This is a genomic window from Streptomyces sp. NPDC039609, assembly GCF_055596705.1.
This window is the reverse complement of the sequence record NZ_JBVIUJ010000001.1, coordinates 689047-712305: the sequence shown is the minus strand read 5'-3', so window position 1 is coordinate 712305 and position 23259 is coordinate 689047. Positions and strand designations below refer to the sequence as shown.

Annotated in this window: 18 protein-coding genes; 5 read left to right on the top strand and 13 right to left on the bottom strand. The window is 72.0% G+C overall.

The window, feature by feature from the left end:
* Nucleotides 1-95 precede the first annotated feature (95 nt).
* The 3 genes from ACZ561_RS03130 to ACZ561_RS03120 all read left to right on the top strand — a co-directional run bounded on the left by ACZ561_RS03130 (nt 96) and on the right by ACZ561_RS03120 (nt 5811).
* Entirely contained in the window at nt 96-1220 is a 1125-nt protein-coding gene (locus tag ACZ561_RS03130; RefSeq protein WP_470988937.1) for an aminoglycoside phosphotransferase family protein, read from the top strand.
* A gap of 329 nt (nt 1221-1549) precedes the next feature.
* The gene (locus ACZ561_RS03125; RefSeq protein ID WP_470988935.1) at nt 1550-3463 is read left to right on the top strand and encodes an N-acetylmuramoyl-L-alanine amidase; all 1914 of its coding nucleotides are present in this window, start codon (nt 1550-1552) and stop codon (nt 3461-3463) included.
* 158 nt (nt 3464-3621) lie between these two features.
* Entirely contained in the window at nt 3622-5811 is a 2190-nt protein-coding gene (locus ACZ561_RS03120) for a terpene synthase family protein (RefSeq protein ID WP_470988932.1), read from the top strand.
* Nucleotides 5812-5840: 29 nt separating this feature from the next.
* Here the strand turns inward: ACZ561_RS03120 and ACZ561_RS03115 are convergent, their stop codons facing one another.
* From ACZ561_RS03115 to ACZ561_RS03075, 9 genes are all read right to left on the bottom strand, one after another.
* Complete coding sequence (locus ACZ561_RS03115) at nt 5841-6206, bottom strand: RNA-binding S4 domain-containing protein (protein WP_329124204.1); 366 nt, start codon at nt 6204-6206, stop codon at nt 5841-5843.
* A 16-nt stretch (nt 6207-6222) separates the two neighbouring features.
* A complete protein-coding gene (locus ACZ561_RS03110; RefSeq protein WP_376430397.1) occupies nt 6223-6723 on the bottom strand; it encodes a hypothetical protein in 501 nt (166 codons plus the stop codon).
* A gap of 309 nt (nt 6724-7032) precedes the next feature.
* The gene (locus ACZ561_RS03105) at nt 7033-9816 is read right to left on the bottom strand and encodes an ATP-binding protein (RefSeq protein WP_470990041.1); all 2784 of its coding nucleotides are present in this window, start codon (nt 9814-9816) and stop codon (nt 7033-7035) included.
* 487 nt (nt 9817-10303) lie between these two features.
* On the bottom strand, nt 10304-10714 hold the full coding sequence (locus tag ACZ561_RS03100; RefSeq protein WP_470988929.1) for an ACT domain-containing protein: 411 nt from the start codon (nt 10712-10714) through the stop codon (nt 10304-10306).
* 48 nt (nt 10715-10762) lie between these two features.
* Nucleotides 10763-11005: a DUF397 domain-containing protein gene (locus ACZ561_RS03095; protein ID WP_361859653.1), complete on the bottom strand. Its 243-nt coding sequence runs from the start codon at nt 11003-11005 to the stop codon at nt 10763-10765.
* 78 nt (nt 11006-11083) lie between these two features.
* Entirely contained in the window at nt 11084-12250 is a 1167-nt protein-coding gene (locus tag ACZ561_RS03090) for a thiolase domain-containing protein (protein ID WP_470988927.1), read from the bottom strand.
* On the bottom strand, nt 12243-13301 hold the full coding sequence (locus ACZ561_RS03085) for a thiolase domain-containing protein (protein ID WP_470988924.1): 1059 nt from the start codon (nt 13299-13301) through the stop codon (nt 12243-12245). Before ACZ561_RS03085 ends, ACZ561_RS03090 begins: the two co-directional genes overlap by 8 nt.
* On the bottom strand, nt 13298-14260 hold the full coding sequence (locus ACZ561_RS03080) for a Zn-ribbon domain-containing OB-fold protein (RefSeq protein ID WP_470990038.1): 963 nt from the start codon (nt 14258-14260) through the stop codon (nt 13298-13300). The genes ACZ561_RS03085 and ACZ561_RS03080 overlap by 4 nt, the downstream gene beginning before the upstream one ends.
* A 330-nt stretch (nt 14261-14590) precedes the next feature.
* Entirely contained in the window at nt 14591-15391 is an 801-nt protein-coding gene (locus tag ACZ561_RS03075; protein WP_470988921.1) for a crotonase/enoyl-CoA hydratase family protein, read from the bottom strand.
* A gap of 178 nt (nt 15392-15569) precedes the next feature.
* Between ACZ561_RS03075 and ACZ561_RS03070 the strand changes: the two genes are divergently transcribed.
* Complete coding sequence (locus ACZ561_RS03070; RefSeq protein ID WP_470988919.1) at nt 15570-17195, top strand: acyl-CoA synthetase; 1626 nt, start codon at nt 15570-15572, stop codon at nt 17193-17195.
* A gap of 104 nt (nt 17196-17299) precedes the next feature.
* Here ACZ561_RS03070 and ACZ561_RS03065 read toward each other — a convergent pair whose 3' ends face one another.
* The gene (locus tag ACZ561_RS03065; RefSeq protein ID WP_470988917.1) at nt 17300-18883 is read right to left on the bottom strand and encodes an alpha/beta fold hydrolase; all 1584 of its coding nucleotides are present in this window, start codon (nt 18881-18883) and stop codon (nt 17300-17302) included.
* A 98-nt stretch (nt 18884-18981) separates the two neighbouring features.
* On the opposite strand from ACZ561_RS03065, the gene ACZ561_RS03060 reads away from it, so the two are divergent.
* Nucleotides 18982-19788, top strand: coding sequence for a pentapeptide repeat-containing protein (locus ACZ561_RS03060; RefSeq protein ID WP_470988914.1), 807 nt, complete (start codon nt 18982-18984; stop codon nt 19786-19788).
* A 191-nt stretch (nt 19789-19979) separates the two neighbouring features.
* Here the strand turns inward: ACZ561_RS03060 and ACZ561_RS03055 are convergent, their stop codons facing one another.
* From ACZ561_RS03055 to ACZ561_RS03045, 3 genes are all read right to left on the bottom strand, one after another.
* On the bottom strand, nt 19980-20765 hold the full coding sequence (locus tag ACZ561_RS03055; RefSeq protein WP_470988911.1) for a GNAT family N-acetyltransferase: 786 nt from the start codon (nt 20763-20765) through the stop codon (nt 19980-19982).
* Between the two features lie 68 nt (nt 20766-20833).
* Entirely contained in the window at nt 20834-21691 is an 858-nt protein-coding gene (locus ACZ561_RS03050; protein ID WP_470988908.1) for a geranyl diphosphate 2-C-methyltransferase, read from the bottom strand.
* Between the two features lie 61 nt (nt 21692-21752).
* A complete protein-coding gene (locus ACZ561_RS03045) occupies nt 21753-23186 on the bottom strand; it encodes a family 2B encapsulin nanocompartment shell protein (RefSeq protein WP_470988906.1) in 1434 nt (477 codons plus the stop codon).
* Nucleotides 23187-23259 lie beyond the last annotated feature (73 nt).

The window sequence follows — 23259 nt, the reverse complement described above, 5'->3', positions numbered from 1 at the left end:
CCCGGTAACCGGCCCTCATTCCCCAGGGTGCGGACCGGAGGCCGGGCGGGGCGACGCATGCAACTCGTCGGCACACGAAGGGATCTGTCTCCTCCATGTACACAGCATCGTCCTCCGTGTCCGCCCCGCCCCGGCCGCAGCACCGTTCCGTGCCGGCCGGCAGCGGACCGTATCTCGCCCCCGTCCCCCCGGCGGGCCGCGCGAGGCGCTGGGCGGGCAGTACCGCTCAGGCTCCCAGCGGAAGAATCGACCTGTCGGGCCCCCAGGGGGCCCAGGTGCGGATGGCGATCGCTTCCGTCCACCGGATCTGCCCCGAGTTCAACCCGGTGCAGGTGCTGCGGCGCAGCGGCCGTTCCGTACTGATCGTCGGGACGACCGGACGGACCACCGCGGTCGCGAAGTGTTTACTGGACCACTCCCCCGCGTGGGTCGAGCGGTTCCAGCACGAAATAGCTGCTTACCGCTCGTTCGTCCGACACCGCCCACCGGTGCGTGCACCGCGGCTCATCGCCGCGGATCCCGACAACTGCACCCTGGTGATCGAGCGGATGCCCGGACGGGCGGCGGCGCTGACGCGCCACCCCGTGGAGGCCCCGCCCCGCGCGGATCTGCGCGCGGCGCTCGGGGCGATCGCCCGGCTGAACGCCTGGCGGCCGCCGGCCGGGACCTTCGACGCCCCGCTCGACTATGGTTCGCGGATCGCGCGGTACCACGAGCTGGGTCTGTTCACCGACCGGGACCGGGACGATCTGCAGAAGCTGCTGCACGGTCTGGCGCAGGCCGGTGGACGCCAGGGCATGGGCCAGTTCTGTCATGGCGACGCCCTGCTCTCCAACATCCTGCTCTCCCCCGCCGGCCCGGTCCTGGTGGACTGGGAGCACGCGGGCTGGTACCTGCCCGGCTACGACCTGGCGACGCTGTGGTCGGTGCTCGGTGACGCGCCCCTGGCGCGGCGACAGATCAGTCAGCTCGCCCAGCAGGCGGGGGCGGCGTCCAGGGACGCCTTCCTGGTGAACCTGATGATCGTGCTGACACGGGAGATCCGTACGTACGAGACGGCGGTGCAGCGCACCATCAAGGAGGCACCGCCCGCCGGTTCGGTCCCCGTTCCCTCCGGCGCGGTCTCGCCCGGCGAGGAACAGCGGTTGCTGTTGCGGCGGCTGCACGACGACTGCGCCATGGCACGGCGGGCCGTGCGCGCCGCGGTCGGTACGCGGTGAATTCGCGCCGGCCGCTCTCGCGGGGGTGATACACCGCGCACCCGGTGCCGACACACCGGGCGCGCGGTGTTCGTATGCGCCTGCTCCTGCGTGCCTCATTGGTCCACTCCACTGACGCGCCGCAGGCCCGCGCGCCTCCGCGGCGAAACTCCGCGATACGCCGCCTGACATGGGAAATTCCGTGTGGCGGAGGCTGATTGACGGATCGTCCGGGAGCCGATACCCCTGTACGGGTTCGGCCCCGCACGCCCCCTCGTCACCCCACGTATCCGGAGGCTGCCTTGCACCGTTCCGCGTCGCACAGACGGGTCGCCCGAACGGCGGGCGCCGTGGCGTCCGCCGCTCTACTGTTCCCGCTGCTCTCGGCCGCACCGTCGGCCACCGCCGACTCGCTCGAATCCGGCTCGCTCCAGCGACAGTTCGCCGCCGCCGCCGAGCGCCAGGGTGTTCCGCAGAGCGTGCTGCTCGCCGTGTCGTACCTCCAGTCGCGGTGGGACGGGCACGGTGGGGCGCCGAGCGTGACCGGTGGCTACGGCCCGATGCATCTCACGGATGCCGTGACAGCGCTCGCCGAGGCCCCGCACCACTCGCACGGCGAGGAGGACGCCCGGGGCGACGGTTCCCGCGCACCGCGCCACGGGGCCGAGGAGACGGCCGCGCTGCCGACGGCGGACGAACTGCCGGACCGCCTCGAGACGCTGGACCGGGCCGCGGAGCTGTCCGGGATCCCGGCGGAGGAGCTGCGGACCAGCACCGCGGCGAACATCGAGGGCGGTGCCGCGCTGCTCGCCGCAGCCCAGCGCGCGTCGGGCCGGCCGCTGAGCTCCGACCCGGCCGACTGGTACGGGGCGGTGGCGCGCTACTCCGGCGCCGACGACACCGCGACCGCGAGGACGTACGCCGACGACGTGTACGACGTGATCCGCGGCGGGGAGGCCCGTACGACCGACAGCGGGCAGGTCGTGAGGCTCGCGGCCGACCCCGATGTCGCTCCCGCGACCGGTCAGGTGGAGTCCCTGGGGCTGCGGAAGCCGAGCACCGGACCGACGGAGTGCCCGCGCACCGTGGCGTGCGAGTGGATCCCGGCGCCGTACGAGGAGTTCGGGGACGGCGACTACGGCAACCACGACAAGGGGAACCGGCCCGCCTCCCAGTCGATCGAGTACATCGTCGTCCATGACACCGAGGCGACCTGGGACGTCACCCTCAAGCTGGTGCAGGACCCCACGTATGTGTCGTGGCAGTACTCATTGCGCTCCTCCGACGGGCACATCGCCCAGCATCTGCCGCTGAAGGACGTCGGCTGGCACGCGGGCAACTGGTTCGTGAACGCCAAGTCGGTGGGCCTGGAACACGAGGGCTTCCTGACGGCCCCGGACAGCTGGTACACGGAGGCGATGTACCGGACCTCGGCGCGCCTGGTGCGGTACCTGGCGCAGCGGTACGACATCCCGCTCGACCGGCAGCACATCCTCGGCCACGACAACGTGCCCGGCACGGTCACCTCGACGATCCGCGGGATGCACACCGACCCGGGTCCGTACTGGGACTGGGCCCACTACTTCCGGCTGCTCGGCCGGCCGTTCACGCCGTCCGCCGGCCCGAACGCGGGCGTGGTCACGATCCGGCCCGCGTACACCGCCCACCACCCGGTGTACACCGGGTGCGTGAAGGCGGGAGAGGCGTGCGCGCCGCACGGCAGCGGCGCCGTCCGCCTGCACACGGCTCCGAGCGCCGACGCCCCGTTGGTGAAGGACATCGGTCTGCGGCCGGGCGGTGAGGACTCGACGACCGGGGTCAACGACACCGGGGCGCGGGCCTCGACGGGCCAGCAGTTCGCGGTGGCGGGGCGCAGCGGCGACTGGACGGCGATCTGGTACCTGGGGCAGAAGGCGTGGTTCCACAACCCGAAGAAGCGGCCGACGGCGGTGAACTCCCGGGGGCTTGTGCTGACCCCGAAGGAGGGCGTGACGGAGGTCCCGGTGTACGGGCGCGCCTATCCGGAGGCCTCGGCGTATCCGGCCGGTGTGCCGGTCCAGGCGGTGTCGCCGCTGCCGTACAAGCTGCTCGCGGGCCAGTCGTACGTCGTGGGCGATCGGACCCCGGGCGAGTACTACTTCGCTCCGGTGTTCGATACCGCGGGACACACGGTCGTCCGGGGCCAGGAGGAGTACTACGAGATTCAGTTCGGCCACCGGGTGGCGTTTGTGAAGGTCTCCGACGTGCGGGTTTCCCGCGCCTGAGCGGAGCGCCCGAAGGGGCGTGCGCGGGTGTCGGCGCGCGGGGAGCGCGTCGACACCGCTCGCGTTCATACGACTAACTCGGGTGCCGCGTGGGCCGTACGGGGACGGGGTAAGGCTCGGCCGGACATCGCCCACGCTCACCGGAAGGCCCCGCACGCATGGCTCAGCCCTTCGTTCTGCCGGATTTCTATGTCCCGTATCCGGCGCGGCTCAACCCCCATGTGGAGGCCGCCCGCACGCACACCCGGGAGTGGGCGCGGGCGTTGGGGATGCTGGAGGGCTCCGGCATCTGGGAGGAGCACGACCTCGAGTCCCACGACTACGCGCTGCTGTGCTCGTACACCCATCCCGACTGCGATGCCGAGACGCTGTCGCTGGTGACCGATTGGTACACCTGGGTGTTCTTCTTCGACGACCACTTCCTGGAGGTCTTCAAGCGCACCCAGGACCGGCCGGGCGGCAAGGCCTATCTGGACCGGCTGCCGCTCTTCATGCCGATGGCCCCCTCGTCGACGATGCCCGAGCCGGCCAACCCGGTGGAGGCCGGGCTCGCGGATCTGTGGACGCGGACGGTACCCGCCATGTCCCCGGCCTGGCGCACGCGGTTCTCGGAGGCCACCGAGGCGCTGCTGTACGAGTCGCTGTGGGAGCTCGACAACATCAACGAGGGACGGATCGCCAACCCCGTCGAGTACATCGAGATGCGCCGTAAGGTGGGCGGTGCGCCCTGGTCGGCGGGGCTCGTCGAATACGCGGCGGGCGCCGAGGTCCCCCAGCAGGTGGCGCACTCCCGTCCGCTGCGCGTGCTGCGGGACGCGTTCTCCGACGCGGTACATCTGCGCAACGACCTGTTCTCGTACCAGCGGGAGGTCGAGGACGAGGGCGAGAACAGCAATGGCGTGCTGGTCCTGGAGAAGTTCCTCGGATGCACGACCCAGGAGGCGGCGGAGGCCGTCAACGACCTGCTGACCTCACGGCTGCAGCAGTTCGAGAACACGGCCATCACCGAAGTCCCGGGGCTCTGCCTGGAGAAGGGACTGAGCCCCGAGGAGTGCGCGGCCGTCGCCGCGTACGCGAAAGGGCTGCAGGACTGGCAGTCCGGCGGGCACGAGTGGCATCTGCGGTCCAGCCGCTACATGAACGAGGGCCTGGACACCGGGCCTTCACGGCTGGACGGGGTGCTCGGCACGTCCGCGCTCGACATCCGCACACTCTTCGGCCGCCCCGCCGCCTCGCGGCTGCGCACCCTCGGGCATGTGCCGCACCAGAAGGTGGGGCCGTCGCTGCTCCCCGAATTCGACCTGCCCTACGCTCTGTCGCTGAGCCCGCACCATCAGGAGGTGCTGCGGCTCTCCGTGGACTGGGCGGAGCGGATGGGGCTGCTGGACGACATCTGGGACCGGCCGATGCTGGAGGGCTTCGATTTCGCGCTCTGCTCAGCGGGCCTCGACCCGGACGCCACCCCGGAGGAGCTTCGGCTGAACGCCGAGTGGCTGACCTGGGGCACGTACGTGGACGACTACTACCCGTTCGTCTTCGGTCGGCCCCGTAACCTGCTCGGCGCGAAGGAGTGCACCGAGCGTCTCAAGTCCCTGACGTCGGTGGACGATCCGGCCGCGGGGCAGGCGTCCGCGGTCGGTCCGATCGAGCGGTCGCTCGCCGATCTGTGGGCCCGCACGACGGCTCCGATGGCGACGGAGGCCAGGGAGGAGCTGCGGACCGCGCTCCATGTGATGCTGGACAGCTGGATGTGGGAGCTGCACAACCAGGCTCAGCACCGGGTGCCCGACCCGGTGGACTACATCGAGATGCGTCGCACGACGTTCGGTTCCGAGCTGACGATGCTGCTCTGCCGACTGCGCCGCTCCGACGTGCTGCCGCCCGAGATCTACCGTACGGGCACGGTCCGTACTCTGGAGAGCTCGGCTTCGGACTACGCGGCGCTGGTCAACGACCTCTTCTCGTACCAGAAGGAGATCGAGGTCGAGGGCGAGGTCCACAACGGCGTGCTCGTGCTGCAGACGTTCTTCGACTGCGACTATCCGACGGCCGTGTCGATGGTCGACGACCTGATGCGTGGCCGTCTGCGACAGTTCGAGCATGTGAAGCGGCATGAACTGCCCATGCTGTACGAGGACTTCGCGCTGGACGCCGAAGGACGTGCGGCCTTCGAGGCGTACGTACGGGAGTTGGAGGACTGGCTGGTCGGCATCCTCAACTGGCATCGGAGCGTGCGCCGTTACGGCGCCGGCGATGTGCGCTGCGGCAGCGGTACGGCGCTGGCACGGATGGGGCCTACGGGGCTCGGGACGTCGGCGGCGCGGGTGGGTGCGCTGTTCGGTCCGTGACTCCGTGACGGCGCGCCGGGGACGCTCTCTCAGGAGGAGCGGCCGCGCAGCTCGTCCAGTTCGCGGCGCTCGCGCTTCGTGGGGCGACCGGCGCCGCGCTCGCGGACGCCGGCGAGGGCCACGTGCTCGCGCGGGGGCGGCGGCGGACTGTTGTCGACGTAGGCCTCGGCGGCGACCGGCGGGCCGACCCGCTTGGTCAGGAGCTGCTTGACCTCGACGATCCGTTCCCGGCCGCCGTGGAAGAGCCGCACCTCGTCGCCGGGCTTCACGGGCTGGGCGGGCTTGGCGCGCTCGCCGTTCACCTTGACGTGTCCGGCCCGGCAGGCGGCTGCGGCCTGGGAGCGGGTCTTGGTGAGGCGGACCGCCCAGATCCAGCTGTCGACGCGTGCGCTCATCGGCCCCCGCCTCCCGTCAGCCCTGCTGGAAGAGCTCGGCGGGCAGCGGCTTGAGGAGCGCGTACAGGTCGTCGGTGATGGGCCGGTCCCAACTCGCGATCGTCACCAGGACGTTGTCGCTGCGGTCGAACTGCACGCAGGAGATCCGGCTCTCGGAGAGCTTGATGCGGCGCACGATCAGCAGGTTGTCGCCCTGCATCACGGGCATGTCCTCGGTGTCGACGACCTCCACCGGCTCGTCGTTCTCCAGTGCCGCGAGGAGCTGCGCGACCTCGAAGGGGATCTGGCCGTCGGCGAGCTCGCGGGCCGGGGAGCCTTCCGGCAGATTGCCGATGATCATCGCGGGGCCGCGGCCGCCGAACAGGTCGTAGCGCAGGAAGACACCCTGACAGCTGCCGTCGGGGGCGGGCAGCAGACCGGCGCCGAGGTTGCCGGGCCAGTCCCCCGGGTCCATGGCCAGGACGTCGAAGTCCGGGCCCGCGGGTGTGGCGGCGCTGCGGCGGCGGAGGAAGGACATAGGGCCATGGTACGTGTCCCGGAGCACGTTGCGACGCGCCGGGGCGGGTCTCGCGACAAGGCCGACACGGGCCCACCGCGTGGGTTCGAGGACGGGCGGGGACCGACGTACGGAACGGGCCCGACGGCGGGTCCGCACGTCCGTGCACGGGCCCGGCGCGCGGGTGCGAGGACAGGCCGGGACCACACCCCGAGCCGGACCCCGACAGCGGGTCGACGACGGGACCGTACGTCCCCTGGCCCTCGCCGCGCGGGTGCGGTGACCGGGCCGGACAGTCGCGTCGGGCAGGACCGGCGGTCGTCCCCGGGCTCAGCCTGGCCGGCCGGTCACCTGGGGCTCGCGGCCGGTCTTGCGGAGGGCCTGGGCCAGGCCCTCGCGGTCGGTGCCGAGTTTGCGGTAGACGGCGGAGAGCAGCTGCGTCACGGCGGCCGCGTCGGCGTGCAGGGCGGCCGCCGCGTCCCCGCCACGGACCGTGAGCTCGGCGGCTGCACGCTCACGCGCCGTGAGCGTGTCCGTGCCGGCCGAGTGGAGCGTCCTGGGCCGGAGGCCGGCGGCGGTGAGCTCGGCGCGGGCCTCCTCCCCCAGGCCGTCCGCGCCGCAGGTCTGGGCCGCCTCCAGACCTCGGTAGAGGTAGTCGGCGGCCTCGTCCGTCCGGCCGGTGCGGCGCAGGGCTGCGCCGAGGGCGACAAGGGAACGCGCCAGCTCGTACGCGGCGGGTGACCGCTCCAGCCAGTCGACGGACTCCTCCAGAAGCTTCACCCGCTCGTCGCCGACGACGACCTCCGCGGTCACGCGCAGCGCCTGGCCGATCGCGGACGGCGCGCCGTACTGGCGGGCGCGGGCGACCGCCTCCAGGGCGGTCTCGTGCCCCCGCTCGGGGGTCTCGCTCGCCTCGGCGAGGGCGAGGTGGAGCTGCCAGGGGCACCAGGCGGGGTTCCTCATCCCCCGCGGGTCGAGGCGGCGGCCGACGGCGGCCAGCTCGGCCGCGGCCTCCTCGACGTGTCCCCGGGCGAGGAGCAGTTCGGCGTACACGGTCTGGGAGTCGGGAAAGGTGACGGCGGCGGGGAACGGCTCGCCGAAGTCGTGGGTCCGGGCGATCCGGTCGGCCTCCTCGACCCGCCCGCGGGCGAGCAGCACCTCGATCATGACGCCGACGGCGTACCACTGGGCGGGGGTGCGGGGGCCGACGCGCTCGGCGAGCCGCAGTCCCGCGCGGACGAAGTCCTCGGCCTCGACGAGCCGGCCGCGCCGGTAGCGGATGTAGCCGAGGAGCGTGTACGCGAAGGAGAGGTGCGCGCCGCGCCAGCCCTGGCGCTCGAACTCTGCCGTGCCGGCCGCGAAGAGCTCCTCGGCGCGGCCGGGCCGGTCGGCGTAGAGGAAGGTGAGGGCCACAAGGACCGGCACCTCGAAGCCACGGCTCTCGTCGGCCCAGCTCAGACCCCCCTCCAACGCGCGCTCGGCATGGCCGACGGCGACGGCGGACGGTTCGGCGCGCAAGGTGGCGTCCCAGGCGCGCAGACCGATGACGTACCGCTCGGTGAGGTCGCGGCCGGTGAGCCGGTCGGCGAGCCGGGACAGCCGGCGGGAGCGGGCGGGCGAGTCGGGTTCGTCGGCGCGGAAGGCGTCCCACATGAACTTCTCGGCCTGCATACGGAGCCGGCTGCGGGCGTCGGTGGTGAGCCGGGACTCCCGGCCGAGGAGCTCGGAGGCCTCCACGAGCCGGTCGCTGTGGGCGAGGACCTGGGAGAGCCGGTAGACGATGCCGTGGCGCAGGGCCGGGTCGGAGATCGGCTCCGCCAGCGCGGCGCGCAGATGGTTGACGGTGGTGGCGGGCTCGGTGAGCAGGGAGGCGCTGCCGAGCTCGAAGAGGACGGCGGCGCGGTCGTCGTCGGCGGGCGGTTCGCGCAGGGCACGGGCGAGGAAGCGGCGGGCGGCGTCGGGGGCGCCGGCACGCAGGTTCTCGTAGGCGGCGGCGCGCAGCTGTTCGACGACCCAGGGGTCGCCCTCGGGATGGGTCTCCAGGAGGTGCCGCGCGGCGGCGCCGGCGCCGAGCCCCGCGTCGATGACGCACCAGGCGGCCTGGCCGTGCAGCGCGACGCGGGTGGCGGCGGGGATCGCCTTGTAGACGGCGGTGGCGATCAGCGGGTGGACGAACTCGAGGGTCTCGGTGCCGGCGAGGATGCGGGCGTCGCGCAGGCGCTCGGCGCAGTCGGCGACGGCCTCTCCGCCGAGTCCGGCGACCGCGCCGGCGAGCTGCGGGGAGATCTCGGTGCCGAGGACGGCGCATGCCCAGGCAAGGCGGACGGTGGCGGTGCCGAGGCGTTCGAGGCGCGCGGCGAGTCCGCTCCCCTTGGCGGCCGCGGCGAGGTCGCGGAGCTCGTGGGCGCCCGCCGCGGTGGGTTCGAGTCCGCGGTCGCGGACCTTGGCGGCGAGTTCGACGGCTTCGAAGGGGTTGCCGGAGGTGACCGCCCAGCACTCCTGACAGAAGGTGTCGTCGGCATGGGCGCCGACCCGGTCGCGCACCAGGCGGGCGATGGCGGAGGAGGTGAGCGGTTCGAGTCCGAGGGGCCGCTGCCCCGACCGCCGACCGGTGAACTCCTCTCCTGTGTCCGGGAGTTCGTCGGGGCGGTAGGCGACGACGAGGAGCATCGGCAGCTCTTCGGCGCGGGGCGCGAAGGCGGAGAGCCAGCCGAGGGACTCGGGGTCGGCCCAGTGGGCGTCGTCGAGGACGACGACGAGCGGCGCACGCCGGACGGCGAGGTGGGTCAGGACCCAGTCGAGTCCGTCGCGCAGTCCCTGGGGGTCGGGGGGCGCGCCCTCACCGGCGGTGCACAGTCCGAGGGCGGGGCCGACGATGTCGTACCAACTGCCGAGCTGCGTACGGAGTTCGGTGTCGGAGGCGGTGGCGAGCTGGGGCTGCAGCAGTTGCCGGGCGACATGGAACGCCACCTGCTGCTCCTGGTCCCCGCCCCGGGCGGAGAGCACGGCACAGCCCTTGCCTGCGGCGCGCCGCCGGATCTCGGCGAGCAGGGTGGTCTTTCCCAGCCCGGCGGGCGCGGCGTAGGTGAGCACCCCGCCGCGAGGGGTACGGATCCCCCGCGGGTACGGCGCCTCTGCGACCGGGTCTGCCGGCGCCACCGGCCGTGCGGAGGCGTCCGAGCCCTCACGCTGCGGCCCGGCCTCCGGACCCACCGGCGCCGCCCGCCGTGCGACGGCGTCGTGATCCTCGCGCGGCGCGTCGGTGTGCTGGGCCGCGCCCCTCAGCAGGCGCAGCCGGTGCCCCTCCGGTGCGGCCTGCTCCGTTTCCTCGCGCGGGAGCGGGACCCGATCGGCCGAGTCGGGCCGAGCCGGCCAGGTGTCGTCGTCGCCGAGACCCGCCAGCAGGTTCAACGCCTCTTCCGCCGCCGCGAGTTCGGCCTCGCGCTCGAAGAGACCGAAGCCCCGGCGGCCCGTCCTGTCGCTCCGTACTGTCACGTTCCACCCCCACGCCGGGGGCGCACACCCGGCGCGCGGATGAGTGCGGCCGGGCCGAGGCCCCGCGAAGATCCCAGCGTACGCCGGTCGGGGCCGCCTGTGACCCTTAGACGGAAGACCGGGTGGCCCGCTCCGCGAGGCGGTGCAGAACGGCCAACGCCTCTTCTGCGCGCGCCTGTTCGACGAAGAGGTGGTCGTGGTGGAATCCGGCCACGACGTTGCAGCTCAGCCCGGCGTCGGCGAGTTCGCGGGCGACCGCGGCGGTGAGTCCGACGGCGTCGAGCGCGGAGTGGACCCGCAGCGTGATCCAGCCGGCCACATAGTCGTACGCCAGGGAGGCCGCGTCCGCCTCCTCCTGGCGTACGACCAGGGTGAGCCCCTCGCGCTCGGCGATGGTGGCGACCGGGACGACGCCCGCCGGAGCGGGGCCGTCCACGGTGACGAAGACATAGCGGCCGGGGTTCAGCTCCGGCCGCATCCCGGCGACGAGCCGGGTCAGATCACGCTCTGCACTCATGATCACCACCCTAGGGCGGGCGGGACCACCGACAGCGATGACAGCGCGTCAGGTCAGGTCGAACTCACCTTCGCGGGCGTTGACCACGAACGCCCGCCACTCGGCCGGGGTGAAGATCAGTGACGGCGCTTCGGGCCGTCCTCCGTTGCGCATCGCGATGAAGCCCTCCACGAAGGCGATCTGGACGTCTCCCGCTCCCTGGCTGCTCGACCGCCAGTCGGCCTCGCTGAGGTCGAGTTCCGGCTTGTCCCAGCCCGCGAAGGCGTGCTGGGTGGTGGTGCTCTCCGCCACGTCCGTGCTCCTCCCGCATCCCGCAACATCGTCGTCCGAGGGCTCAGGGTAGCGAGCGGCACCGGGTGCCGACAGACCTCAGGCCGCCGGTGGCCGGTCCCCCACGAGCCACATGGAGAAGAACTGCGCGCCCCCTCCGTACGCGTGTCCGAGCGCCCTTCGCGCCCCGTCCACCTGGTGTTCGCCGGCCTGCCCGCGCACCTGGAGCGCGGCCTCCGCGAAGCGGATCATTCCGGAGGCGCCGATGGGGTTGGTGGAGAGCACGCCGCCGGAGGGATTCACCGGCAGGTCGCCGTCGAGTTCGGTGACCCCGGCCTCGGTGAGTTTCCAGCCCTCGCCCTCCTCGGCGAAGCCCAGGTTCTCCAGCCACATCGGCTCGTACCAGGAGAACGGCACGTACATCTCGACGGCGTCGATCTCGCGGCGCGGGTCGGTGACGCCGGCCTGCCGGTAGACGTCGGCTGCGCAGTCCTTGCCGGCCTGAGGCGAGACGAAGTCCTTGCCCGCGAAGAGCGTGGGCTCGCTGCGCATCGCGCCGCCGTGCACCCATGCGGGCGGCCGGGGCGAACGCTCGGCGCCCGCACGGTCGGTGAGGACCATGGCGCAGGCGCCGTCGGAGGACGGGCAGGTCTCCGAGTAGCGGATCGGGTCCCAGAGCATCGGCGACGCCTGGACCTTCTCCAGGGTGATGTCGTGCTCGTGGAGGTGGGCGTAGGGGTTCTTCAGCGCGTTGCGCCGGTCCTTGTACGCGACCAGGGAGCCGACGGTGTCGGGGGCTCCGGTGCGGCGCATGTAGGCGCGGACGTGCGGGGCGAAGAAGCCGCCGGCCCCGGCGAGGAGCGGCTGCTGGAACGGGACGGGCAGGGACAGGCCCCACATGGCGTTCGATTCGGACTGCTTCTCGAAGGCGAGGGTGAGGACGGTGCGATGGACGCGGGCGGCGACCAGGTTCGCGGCGACCAGCGCCGTGGAGCCGCCGACGGAGCCTGCGGTGTGGACGCGGAGCATCGGTTTGCCGACCGCGCCGAGGGCGTCGGCGAGGTACAGCTCCGGCATCATCACGCCCTCGAAGAAGTCGGGCGCCTTGCCGATGACGACGGCGTCGATGTCCGCCCACGTCAGCTCGGCGTCCTCCAGCGCGCGCAGGGCGGCCTCGCGGACGAGTCCGGCGATGGAGACGTCGTGCCGGGCGGCGACGTGCTTGGTCTGGCCGATCCCGACGACGGCGACTGGCTCCTTAGGCACGGTTCTCCCCTTCCAGGACGGCGACCAGGTTCTGCTGCAGGCAGGGGCCGGAGGTGGCATGGGCGAGGGCGCGGTCGGAGGCGCCCCGGTGGATGCGGGCGGCAGCCTCGCCGAGCCGGATGAGGCCGGCGGCCATCATGGGGTTGGCGGCGAGCGCTCCGCCGGACGGGTTGACCCTCACCCTGTCGTCGAGGTCGAGGGCTCGTCGGAGCACGACCTCCTGGGAGCTGAAGGGCGCGTGCAGTTCGGCCGTGTCGACCGGCCGCTCGAAGGCGCCGGCGCGTTCGGCGGCGAGCCGGGTGGAGGGCGAGTCGGTGAGGTCGCGGACCCCGAGGGCGTGGGGCTCGATCCGGTGGTCCATGCCGCGGATCCAGGCGGGCCGGTCGCACAGCTCCCGGGCCTTGTCCCCGACGGCGAGGATCACGGCGGCTGCGCCGTCCCCGACCGGCGGGCAGTCACCGGTGCGCAGGGGACCGACGACGTACTCGCCCTGGGGGCGGGCGCCTGGAAGCTGGGCGTGCGGGTTGTCGCTCGCGTCCTCGCGGCTGCGGGTGGCGATGGCGGCCAGGGCCGGCTCGTCGGTGTGGCCCGCGTCGATGAGCGCCTGCGCCTGGAGTGCGGCGAGAGCGACGGAGTCGGGCCAGAGCGGAGCGAGGTAGTAGGGGTCCAGCTGCCGGGTGAGGACGTCGCGCACGGAGCCCGGCGAGGACTTCCCGTAGGAGTAGACGAGCGCGGTGTCGGCCTCGCCGGTCAGCAGCTTCACCCAGGCCTCGTAGAGGGCCCAGGCGCCGTCCGTCTCGACGTGGGACTCGGAGATCGGGGGCCAGGCGCCGACGCCGTCGAGGGCCATGGTGAAGGAGAACGCCCGCCCGGCGAGGTAGTCGGAGGAGCCCGAGCAGGTGAAGCCGATGTCGGAGGTCTTCAGGCCGGTCTGCCGCAGCACCTCGTGGAGGACGGGCATGACCATCTCGACCTCGGAGAACTCGTCCGTGGTCCGGAGATGGTCGGTCTGGGCGAAGGCGACGATCGCCACCTCTCGGTCCGGCGTCACAGCAGCTCCTTGTACGTGTCGTAGTCGGCGTCGGGCTCGCCGCAGGGCCGGTAGTGGTCGGGGTAGCGGCCGTCCTCGCTCCATACGGGTTCGACGCGCAGCCCCATGCGGACCTGGTCGTACGGGATGCCGCCGATCCGGCCGTGGAGGGCGAGCCCGGCGCCGTCGAGGGCGATGTGGGCGTAGACGTACGGGACTTCGATGTCGAGGCCGCGGGCCTTGATGTTGACGATGCAGAAGGTGGTCACGGTGCCGCGTGGGCCGACCTCGACCTGTTCGGTCGTGGCGACGCCACAGGTGGGGCAGGCGCCGCGGGGCGGCACGTAGACCTTCGTACAGGACGGGCAGCGCTCCCCGACGGTCCTGTTGTCGGCGAGCGCCCGGAGATAGCGGGTCTGGGCACGGCCGGGGCTGTACGTGTAGTCGAGCCGGGCGGCGGCGACGATGCCGGTCACGGGGTCGTCGAAGGCGCCGTCGTGGTCGCGCACGTCGTCGACGGGCTCGTCGCTCTCGGAGGGTTCGAAGCAGGCGATGTCGGTGATGGTGCCGGCCCGTTCGGCTGCCCAGCGGATCCGGACCCGCATCCCGGTGCGGACGGCGTCGGGTCCGGGCGCGTCGAGGGCGTGCAGGAGTGCGGTGTCGGCGCCGTCGAGCCGGACGAGGACCCAGGCGAACGGGGTGGAGAGCGGCTGCCCGGGGCGGGGCTCGGGGTTCCAGGCCCAGGTGGTGACGGTGCCGGTGGCGCCGATCTCGACGAGTTCGCGGAGTTCGGCGGCGGTCTCGGGGTCGTACTCGACGGGCGGCACGAGCACGCGCCCGTCCCCGGTCCTTACCCCGAGCACGGTCCGCTCGCGCAGCCCGGTCAGAAACGCGGACTGCACGGGCCCGAGGGACCGGGTGAAGGGAAACTCGACGACGAGCGGTGCGCGGAGTGTCTCCGGCGCGGAGGCGGGGGGCAATGGGGGCTCCTTGGTCCGGGGTCGGTACGGGTCGGTGCCGTCGTGCGGGTCGATGCGGGCGGAGGCCCGGAGGCCGCTGCGCGGGGCCATCTCCCCACCCCTCCCCCTCCGCCTGGCGGCGTGGGGGATCCCTACTTCCCGAACCGGGGGCAATCCCCCGCCCCCGTACGGCGTGTGGCGTGTCCTCAGCCGTCGGACGGATCCGAGATTCCGCCCGGTGGGCGACATCCGGCTCCGCTGGAGGCCCCACGCCTTCAGGGTGTGGGGGCGTTCGAGGCGCGGGGGCCGGGGCGGAGCCCCCGGTTCGGGAAGGGGCAGGGTGAGGAAGGGTCATTCCCGGCGGTACACCGGCTTCCGCTTCTCCGCGAAGGCGCGCGCGCCCTCCTTCGCGTCCGCCGTTCCGAAGATCGGCCAGCCGCGCTTCAGTTCAGCCGCCAGCCCTTCCGTCTCGGTCATCTCGGCGGTCTCGTACACCGACGCCTTCACCGCCTCGACCGCCAACGGCCCGCAGGCGTTGATCTGTTCGGCGACGGCGAGGGCCGCCTCCAGCGTCGTGCCGTCGGGGACGACCCGGCCGACGAGTCCGATGCGGGCTGCCTCCTCGGCGCTGTACGGGCGCCCGGTCAGCAGCATTTCGAGGGCATGGGTCCGGGCGATCTGCCGAGGCAGCCGGACGGTCGAGCCTCCGATCGGGAAGAGTCCGCGCTTCACCTCGAAGAGCCCGAACGTGGCGGAGGAGCCCGCGATCCTGATGTCGGTGCCCTGGAGGATCTCGGTGCCACCGGCGACGCAGTAGCCCTCGACGGCCGCGATGACCGGCTTGCGCGGCCGGTGGTGGCGCAGCATCGCCTTCCAGTGCAGATCGGGGTCGGCCGTCATGCGGTCGCGGTACTGCTCGCCCTCCATTCCCTTGCCCGCCAGGGCCTTGAGGTCCATCCCGGCGCAGAAGGAGCCGCCCGCCCCGGTCAGGACGACGGAGCGGATCGTGTCGTCGGCATCGGCCTCCAGCCAGCCGTCGTAGAGCCCCACCAGCATGGGCAGCGAGAGCGCGTTCTTGGCCTCCGGCCGGTTGAGTGTGAGCACGAGTGTGGCGCCTTCGCGCTGCACGGTGAGGTGTTCGGTCCCACCCATGGACGTCCTCCCGTCTCCAGACCTGGAACAGGTTGCAGTAGGTGCGCGTCCAGTTCAATAGTTTTCTGACACTCAGTCAGATTCTTCTGCACGCCCCCTTCCCACCATCGCCCGTCGGCGCTCTAATGACCGCCTCGGCCGGTGCAGGCCAGGACGACCAGCGGAGTCAGGAGGAACGGTGGAGTACAACCTTGCCGACCTGTTCGAGTCGGTCGTCGACGTGGTCCCGGACCGCGAGGCGCTCGTGTACGTCGACCACCCGGGTACGGGCGCCGAGCGCCGGCTCACGTACGCGGAGCTCGACGCCGCAGCCAACCGGCTCGCCCACCATCTGATCGACTCCGGCATCCGGCCGGGCGAACATCTGGGCCTGCACCTGTACAACGGCATCGAGTATCTGCAGACCGTCCTGGCCTGCCTGAAGGCTCGGATCGTCCCGGTCAACGTGAACTACCGCTACGTGGAGGAGGAGCTGGTCTACCTCTACCGGGACGCCGATCTGGCCGCGCTCGTCTTCGACGCCGAGTTCACCGGACGGGTCGCGGCGGCACTGCCGCAGACGGAGAAGCTGCGGCACCTCGTGCGGGTGGGGACCCCGCCCGAGGCCTCCCCGGAGCTCGCCTGCGCCGCGTTCGGGGACGCCGAGGCCGGGGGCTCGCCGGACCGCGGCTTCGGTCCGCGTTCGGCGGACGACCTCTTCATCATCTACACGGGCGGTACGACGGGGATGCCGAAGGGCGTCATGTGGCGTCAGGAGGACCTCTTCTTCGCCGGGCTCTTCGGCGGCGACCCGGCGGGCGAGCCGGTCAAGCGGCCCGAGGAGCTGGCCGAGCGGGTCGCGGCGGGCGGTTCGGGGATCACCTTCTTCCCCGCTCCCCCGCTGATGCACGGGACCTCGACGCTGACCTCGTTCATCGCCTTCAACTACGGGCAGCGGGTGGTCATCCACCGCAAGTACGCGCCCGAGGAGGTGCTCCGCACGATCGAGAAGGAGAAGGTCTCCAGCGTGTCGCTCGTGGGCGACGCCATGCTGAGGCCGCTGATCGACGCGCTCCACGGCCCGCTCAAGGGCACGGACCTCTCCTCCCTGTTCAGCGTCTCCTCCTCCGGGGCGATCATGTCGGAGACCGTACGCGCGCAGTTCCAGGCGCTCGTCCCGAACGTGCTGCTCCTGAACAACTTCGGCTCCTCCGAATCCGGGTCCAACGGCAAGGCGACGGACGACTCGGGCCCGGAGAAGGGCTTCCGCCTGGAGGTCAACGAGCGGACGCGGGTGGTGGACCCGGCGACGTACGCGGAGGTCGCGGTCGGCGAAGTGGGGCGCCTCGCCCAGCGTGGCCATGTGCCGCTCGGCTACTACAACGACCCGGCGAAGACGGCCGAGACCTTCTTCCAGAAGGGCGACGAGCGCTGGGTGCTCCTCGGCGACATGGCCACCGTCGACGAGGACGGCATCGTCACCGTCCTCGGGCGCGGCTCCCAGTGCATCAACACCGGCGGCGAGAAGGTGTATCCGGAGGAGGTCGAGCAGGCGCTCAAGTCCCATCCGGACGTGTACGACGCGCTGGTGGCCGGGGTCCCGGACGCGAAGTGGGGCAACCATGTGGCGGCCGTGGTCCAGCTGCGCGCCGGGGCGCCCGCGCTCGACCTGGAGACCGTCCAGACCCACTGCCGGACCCGGCTCGCCGGCTACAAGATCCCCCGCCAGCTGGTGATCACCGAGCACATCGAGCGCTCCCCGAGCGGCAAGGCGGACTACCGCTGGGCCCGCACGGTGGCGGCGGCCGAGGACGCTGGGGCCTAGGGACCGACCTCGGCGCGGCCCTCCTCCTCACCGGAGGGGGCTGCTGTTCGCCCGGCGCAGGTGCCGCGGCGACCGCTGACACCGACACGAGAAGATCGCCTCATCTACGAAGCGGCGGTCACACTCGCGTCATTCCCGCTCCGACAAGGTCCGTTCGAAGACGGACCCTGGATCCCGAACTCGCGGAGAGCGGCGAGGAACTCGGCAGGCCGGGATGTGTGGATCTCATGGCCCGTCTCGATCGTGACGAGTCGGCCGTCCGGGATCCGGTCCGCCATCCAGGACAGCCGCTCCTGGACGAGGTGGCTGTCCTCGCCGCCGGCCAGGATCAAGGTCGGGGACGTGAGCGCCGCGAGGCCCTCGCGCCAGGCGGGATCCGGCTCGTTCAGCTGGGCGTTGGTCGCGAGTACGACGTCCCAGTCCAGACCGAGAGGCCCCTCGGGGCGCGCGGCATGGCCGCGCGGCGGGTCCAGCGGGAAGAAGACGGGCGCCTCCTCCAGGACCAGTCGGCCGATCAGACCCGGTTCGTCCATGGCGAGGAGGTACGACGCGGCCCCTCCCATCGAGTGGCCGACCACATCGGCGCCGACCAGGTCCAGCTCCTTCAGGAATCCGCGCAGGTCGTCGCGGAACACGTCGAAGCCGTACGGGCCGGTCCAGTCGCTCAGGCCGTGCCCGCGCAGGTCGACGGCGTACACCCGACGGTCGGTGGCCAGCTCCTCCGCGATCCGTGTCCAGTCGGTGCTGCTCCCGCCCCGGCCGTGGACCAGGACCACGGGCGCGGCGTCGGCCTCGCCCCACACCCGGTACGCGAGCCGGACGCCGCCCACGGTGACCGTACGGACCTCGGGGTCGAGGAAAGCGGCGAGCGGACGGACGAACGCGCCCGCGTCGTCCACCCACGGGAAGTGCCCGGCGCCGCGCTGGACCACGAGCTCGGCGTGCGGGAAGAGCTCGGCGAGCTCGGCCGCCCGCGCCGGGGACGGCCCTCCGTCGTACTCCCCCGCCAGGATCAGCACGGGGGCGGTGACGGCGGCCAGCGCCACCCGGGTCGTCTCGGGGTCGAACGCACCGGCCGCGTAGTACGCCCCCGCGGCCTCCCAGTGCGCCTCGTCGCTGACGGCGGCCGCGTGCGCCCGGGCCGCCTCGTCCCACCGTCCGTAGACGAAGGGAGAGATGAGCTCCATGATCCGTGCCATGGGGGTGTCGGCGCCGATCGTCGCCAGGGCGGCGCGCGCCTCCGCGTACCAGGGCTTGTCGGCGAAGACCTCGGTGGCCTTGTTCCACTCCTCGTCCGTGATCTCGATGCCCACGGCCTGCGTGCCCGGGGTGACCAGGACGAGGGAGCGCACTCGGTCGGGGTGAGCCGCGGCGTACAGCGTGGCCAGGTTTCCGGTGGCCGAGTGGCCGAGCAGGTCGATCCGCTCCAGACCGAGGTGGCTCCGGAGCGCCTCCACGTCGGCCACCTGACGGTCGCAGCGGTACGAAGCGGGGTCCACGGGCTCCGCACTGGCGCCCGTGCCGCGCAGGTCGAGCACGATCAGACGGCGGTGGGCGGCGAGGCCGCCGAGGTCGCCGAGATAGGCGGCGTCGCGCATGGGGCCGCCGGGCAGACAGATGAGCGCCTCGCCCTCCCCACGTACGTCGTAGGCGAGTTCGGTTCCGTCGTACGTCGTGAACTTGGGCATGCCATCGATCGTCGGCGGCTCCGGATGATCTTCGCAAGCAATTTCGCCGACAGCGCGATACGGTGGGAATCCCCCACCCACGAAGGAACAGCTCACCCATGCCCGAGACCCTCCGAGGCGACTGCGCCAACTGCTTCGGGCTGTGCTGTGTCGCCCTGCCCTTCGCGAGGTCCGCGGACTTCGCGGTGAACAAGGCGTCCGGCGAGCCGTGCCGGAACCTCCAGGAGGACTTCCGCTGCGGCATCCACACCAAGCTGCGGCCGAGCGGGTTCTCGGGCTGCACGGTGTACGACTGCTTCGGTGCCGGTCAGAAGGTCTCGCAGGTCACCTTCGGCGGGGTCTCGTGGCGCGAGGCCCCCGAGAGCTCGCGGCAGATGTACGAGGTGTTCCCCGTGATGCGCCAGCTCCACGAGCTGCTGCGCTATCTCACCGAAGCGCTCGCCCTCGGCGCGGCCCGCCCGCTCCACGGCGAGCTGCGCCGGTCCCTGAACCGGGTGGAGGCCCTGACGGAGGGCACGGCGGGGGAGCTGGAGAAGCTGGACGTGTCCGCCGTACGCGGCGAGGTCAATCCGCTCCTGCTGAAGACCAGCGCGCTGGTCCGCGCGACGGCGGGCGGCAAGGCCAAGAGCCGCCGGGGCGCCGATCTGATCGGGGCCCGGCTGCGCGGGGCGAAGCTGCGGGGCGCCGACCTGCGCGGATCGCTGCTGATCGCCGCCGACCTGACGGGCGCGGATCTGTCCCTGACCGACCTGATCGGCGCCGACCTCCGCGACGCCGATCTCTCCGGTGCGGACCTCACCGGCGCGCTGTTCCTCACCCAGCCGCAGCTGAACGCGGCCCGCGGCGACGCCTCGACCCGCCTGCCGAACGGCTTCGAGCGCCCGGCCCACTGGGCGGCGCGGTAGGGCGTTTCCGGCGGATCAGGGCCGGTCAGGCCGCGGCGTCCGGTGCATGGGGTCTCCCCAGGCCCGCAGGGCCTGGGGGACGCATCGCAAGGCGCCGAAGCGCTCCAATAGCGGAGCGATTCGGGCGTTTCGGTAACGCGGCGAGGCGCCGTGCCGGGCGCCGCGGACCCGGGCCTGATCCGCCGGACGCCCTAGGCGCCTTCGGGGTCGTACACGTACGGCGTGGTCGTCGTCAGCGCGGCGAAGCCTAGGCGCTGGAGGATCGGGCGGCTGGTGTCGGCCGCGTCGACCTGGACGAAGCGGTGGCCGCGCTCGACGGCGATCCGGGTCCGGAACGCGACCAGGGCCCGGTAGAGGCCCTTGCCCCGCCAGGGTTCGACCGTGCCGCCGCCCCAGAGGCCGGCGAAGTCCGTGCCGGGGTACAGCTCCAGCCGCGCGGCGCTCACCGGCTCGTCGCCTGCCATGGCGACGACGGCGGCGACGGCGTCGGGGGTCGCGGCCAGCTGGTCGAGCAGCTGACGGCCGATGTGGGAGCTGGTGCCACCGAAGGCCCGGTCGTGGACTTCGGTCACGAGCTTCACCCCGGCCTCGTCGGTGACCGCGACCAGCTCGACGCCCTCGGGCAGCGTCACGGTCGTGGGGAGCGCGGCCGCCTCGGCGACCATCAGCGTCTCCTGGTCCTCGGCGATGAATCCGGCGGCGAGGAGCCGGCCCGGGAGGTCGGCCGGGCGGTCGTGCCCGTACGCCTTCCATTCGAAGGGCCGCCCCAACGCGGTGAAGTGACGCACCTGTTCGGCGATGACCTCGTCGGCGTCGGTCTCGTCGAGGCCGGACCACAGCACCGCGTTCCAGGCATGCTCGGGGCCGGACAGCCGGACCACCGCACCGTCCCGCTCCACCCGCGAGCCGGGCCCGTCGGGGCGCGCGCCCAGCCTCATCTGCAGGTCGTACAGGGCGCGTATCTCTTCATGGTCCATGCGGCCACTCCAGCACCGGCCGTCGGAGCGCGGCAACCGGATATCCGCGCTCCGACGACGCGCCGGGATCAGATCCGATCGGCGACGATCATCAGGTAGTGGAAGCTGCCTTCCTTGTACGCCGTGAGGAAGGGGTCCTCGATGCCGGTGGCCACCGAGCACATGGACCGCAGCTCCCAGTACGGCATCGTCGCCGCCGTCAGGTCGGCGACCTCGATCGGGACGAGATTGCTCTCGGCGAGCGCGCGGAAGTACGCGCTGCGCGGGTGGATGTTGCAGGTGTAGTGCTCGTCGATCCGGCTGACGGCCTTGGAACGCAGACCGGTCACGTCGTTGGAGCAGCCGGTGATGCAGACGTAGCGGCCGCCGTGCTCCAGGAGACGGGAGAACTCGTCGAAGAGCTCGAAGAGGTCCACGTACATCGTGGTCTCGTTGGTCCAGATCGCCTGGCGTGAGCCGGCGGTGAAGCCGGTGTCCAGCATGTTGCGGAAGTGGAACCTCACGCGGTCGGCGACCCCGCGCTTCTCCGCCTGCGCGTTGGCGAAGTCGACCTGGTACTCGGAGATCGAGACGCCGTCGACTCGGCAGCCGAAGCGCTGCTCGGCCATGAAGCCGGTGCCACCGCGGCCCGAGCCCGCGTCGAGGAGCAGGTCGTCGGGCGTGCGGGCGCCCAGGTGGTCGAGGAGCAGGTCGGCCTGGGCGGTCTCCAGGCGGTGCAGCTCCTGGATGATCCGGGCGTCACGGGTGTTCTCGGGGCCGGCGAGGACGGCGGGGTCGTAGTCGCCGATGCCGTAGTGGTGGTGGTAGAGCCCGTCGATCTCGCCGAGCCGCAGGTTCACCGGGTCCTGCTGGTTGGTGTTCCAGTAGCGGGCCACGGACTCCTGATAGGGCGTACGCAGCACGGCGGATTGCGGGGACGTGGTCATGCGTGGAGGTCCTTACGTGGTTCTCGTGCGGGACTGAAGCGACCGGAGGAACGAGCGGGGCTCAGGCACGCGGACGCACCTCGACGTTCTCCAGGATGCCGATGGCGTCCGGGACGAGGACGGCGGCCGAGTAGTAGGTGGAGACGAGGTAGGAGATGATCGCCTTCTCGTCGATCCCCATGAAGCGGCAGTTGAGGCCGGGCTCGATCTCGTCGGGGATCCCGGTCTGGTACAGCCCGATGACGCCCTCGTTGTTCTCCCCGGTCCGCATCGCGATGATCGAGGAGGTCTGGTGCTCGCTGACGCCGATCTTGCCGCAGGGCAGGATCGGAACCCCTCGCCAGGCCGGGATGGCGTGCCCGTCCATGTCGACGGAGTTGAGCATCAGGCCGCGCTTGTTGCACTCCTTGCCGAAGGCGGCGATGGCCCGGGGGTGGGCGAAGAGGAACTCGGTGCCGCGGCGCAGGCTCAGCAGGTCGTCGAGGTCGTCCGGCGTGGGCGGGCCCGCGTGGGTCTGGATGCGCTGGTCGAAGTCCGTGTTGTTGAGTAGCCCGAACTCCGGGTTGTTGACGAGCTCGTACTCCTGGCGTTCGCGCAGCTCCTGGATGGTCAGGCGCAGCTGCTGCTGCGTCTGGTTCATCGGCTGGTTGTAGAGGTCGGCGACCCGGCTGTGCACCTTCAGGACGGTCTGGGCGACGCTCAACTCGTACTCGCGCGGCCTGAGTTCGTAGTCCGCGAAGGCGCCGGGCAGCAGCGCCTCGCCGACGTGGCCGGCGCTGAGCTCGATGGCCGCCTCGCCCGCCTTGTTGAGGGGTCGGCGCCGGCCGTTGGAGCCGATGCCCCGGACATGGGCGCCCAGGTGCTCGTACTGGTCCGCAACGGCCTTGTACGCCGACTGGGGCAGCGCCAGGAGCGTCACGGCGGTCGTGGCCTTCGCCGTGAACTCCCACTTGCCGTCGCCGGCAAGGACATGGCCGCCGAAGGTGTCGCCGTCACCGAGCCGGCCGAGCAGGGTCTCGTCTCCGTACTTGCCGACGCCGACCTTCTCGACCTTGCCGTGCGCGATCAGATAGACGTGGTCGGCCTTCTTGCCGGAGTGCACGATGACCTGGCCGGGCTCGTACTCCTTCTGCACGAACCGGTCGGCGAGCGCGCCGAGCACCGTCGGGTCGTCGAATCCTCGCAGCAAGGGCAGTTCGGCCAGCTCGGCCGGGACGACCTCGACCTTGGAGCCGTTCTTGATGAACGTCACCCGGCCGTCGCCGACCACGTACGAAAGGCGCCGGTTGACGCGGTACGTGCCGCCGGGTGTGTGGGCCCAGGGCAGCTTGCGCAGCAGCCAGCGGGAGCTGATGCCCTGCATCTGGGGTTCGGACTTGGTGGTGGTCGCGAGGTTGCGCGCCGCGGCCGTGCTGAGGCTGAGCTGGATCTGGCGCACCTCGGCCGAGGGGCCGGGGGTTGCGGCGGGCGCCGTCTGCGCTGTGTCGACCGACATGGTCCGACTCCGTTCCTGGAAATCTCTACGTTCGTCACTCTCCGCATTCAGATGTAACGGATTGTTGCCGACG

Bases quoted from the DNA above. Each gene is read 5' to 3' on its own strand.
- ACZ561_RS03115 (WP_329124204.1), bottom strand. From the start codon at position 6,206: ATGAGCGCACGCGTCGACAGCTGGATCTGGGCGGTCCGCCTCACCAAG.
- ACZ561_RS03065 (WP_470988917.1), bottom strand. From the start codon at position 18,883: ATGCCCAAGTTCACGACGTACGACGGAACCGAACTCGCCTACGACGTA.
- ACZ561_RS03060 (WP_470988914.1), top strand. From the start codon at position 18,982: ATGCCCGAGACCCTCCGAGGCGACTGCGCCAACTGCTTCGGGCTGTGC.
- ACZ561_RS03100 (WP_470988929.1), bottom strand. From the start codon at position 10,714: ATGAGTGCAGAGCGTGATCTGACCCGGCTCGTCGCCGGGATGCGGCCG.
- ACZ561_RS03045 (WP_470988906.1), bottom strand. From the start codon at position 23,186: ATGTCGGTCGACACAGCGCAGACGGCGCCCGCCGCAACCCCCGGCCCC.
- ACZ561_RS03130 (WP_470988937.1), top strand. From the start codon at position 96: ATGTACACAGCATCGTCCTCCGTGTCCGCCCCGCCCCGGCCGCAGCAC.
- ACZ561_RS03120 (WP_470988932.1), top strand. From the start codon at position 3,622: ATGGCTCAGCCCTTCGTTCTGCCGGATTTCTATGTCCCGTATCCGGCG.
- ACZ561_RS03110 (WP_376430397.1), bottom strand. From the start codon at position 6,723: ATGTCCTTCCTCCGCCGCCGCAGCGCCGCCACACCCGCGGGCCCGGAC.
- ACZ561_RS03050 (WP_470988908.1), bottom strand. From the start codon at position 21,691: ATGACCACGTCCCCGCAATCCGCCGTGCTGCGTACGCCCTATCAGGAG.
- ACZ561_RS03075 (WP_470988921.1), bottom strand. From the start codon at position 15,391: ATGGGTGGGACCGAACACCTCACCGTGCAGCGCGAAGGCGCCACACTC.
- ACZ561_RS03055 (WP_470988911.1), bottom strand. From the start codon at position 20,765: ATGGACCATGAAGAGATACGCGCCCTGTACGACCTGCAGATGAGGCTG.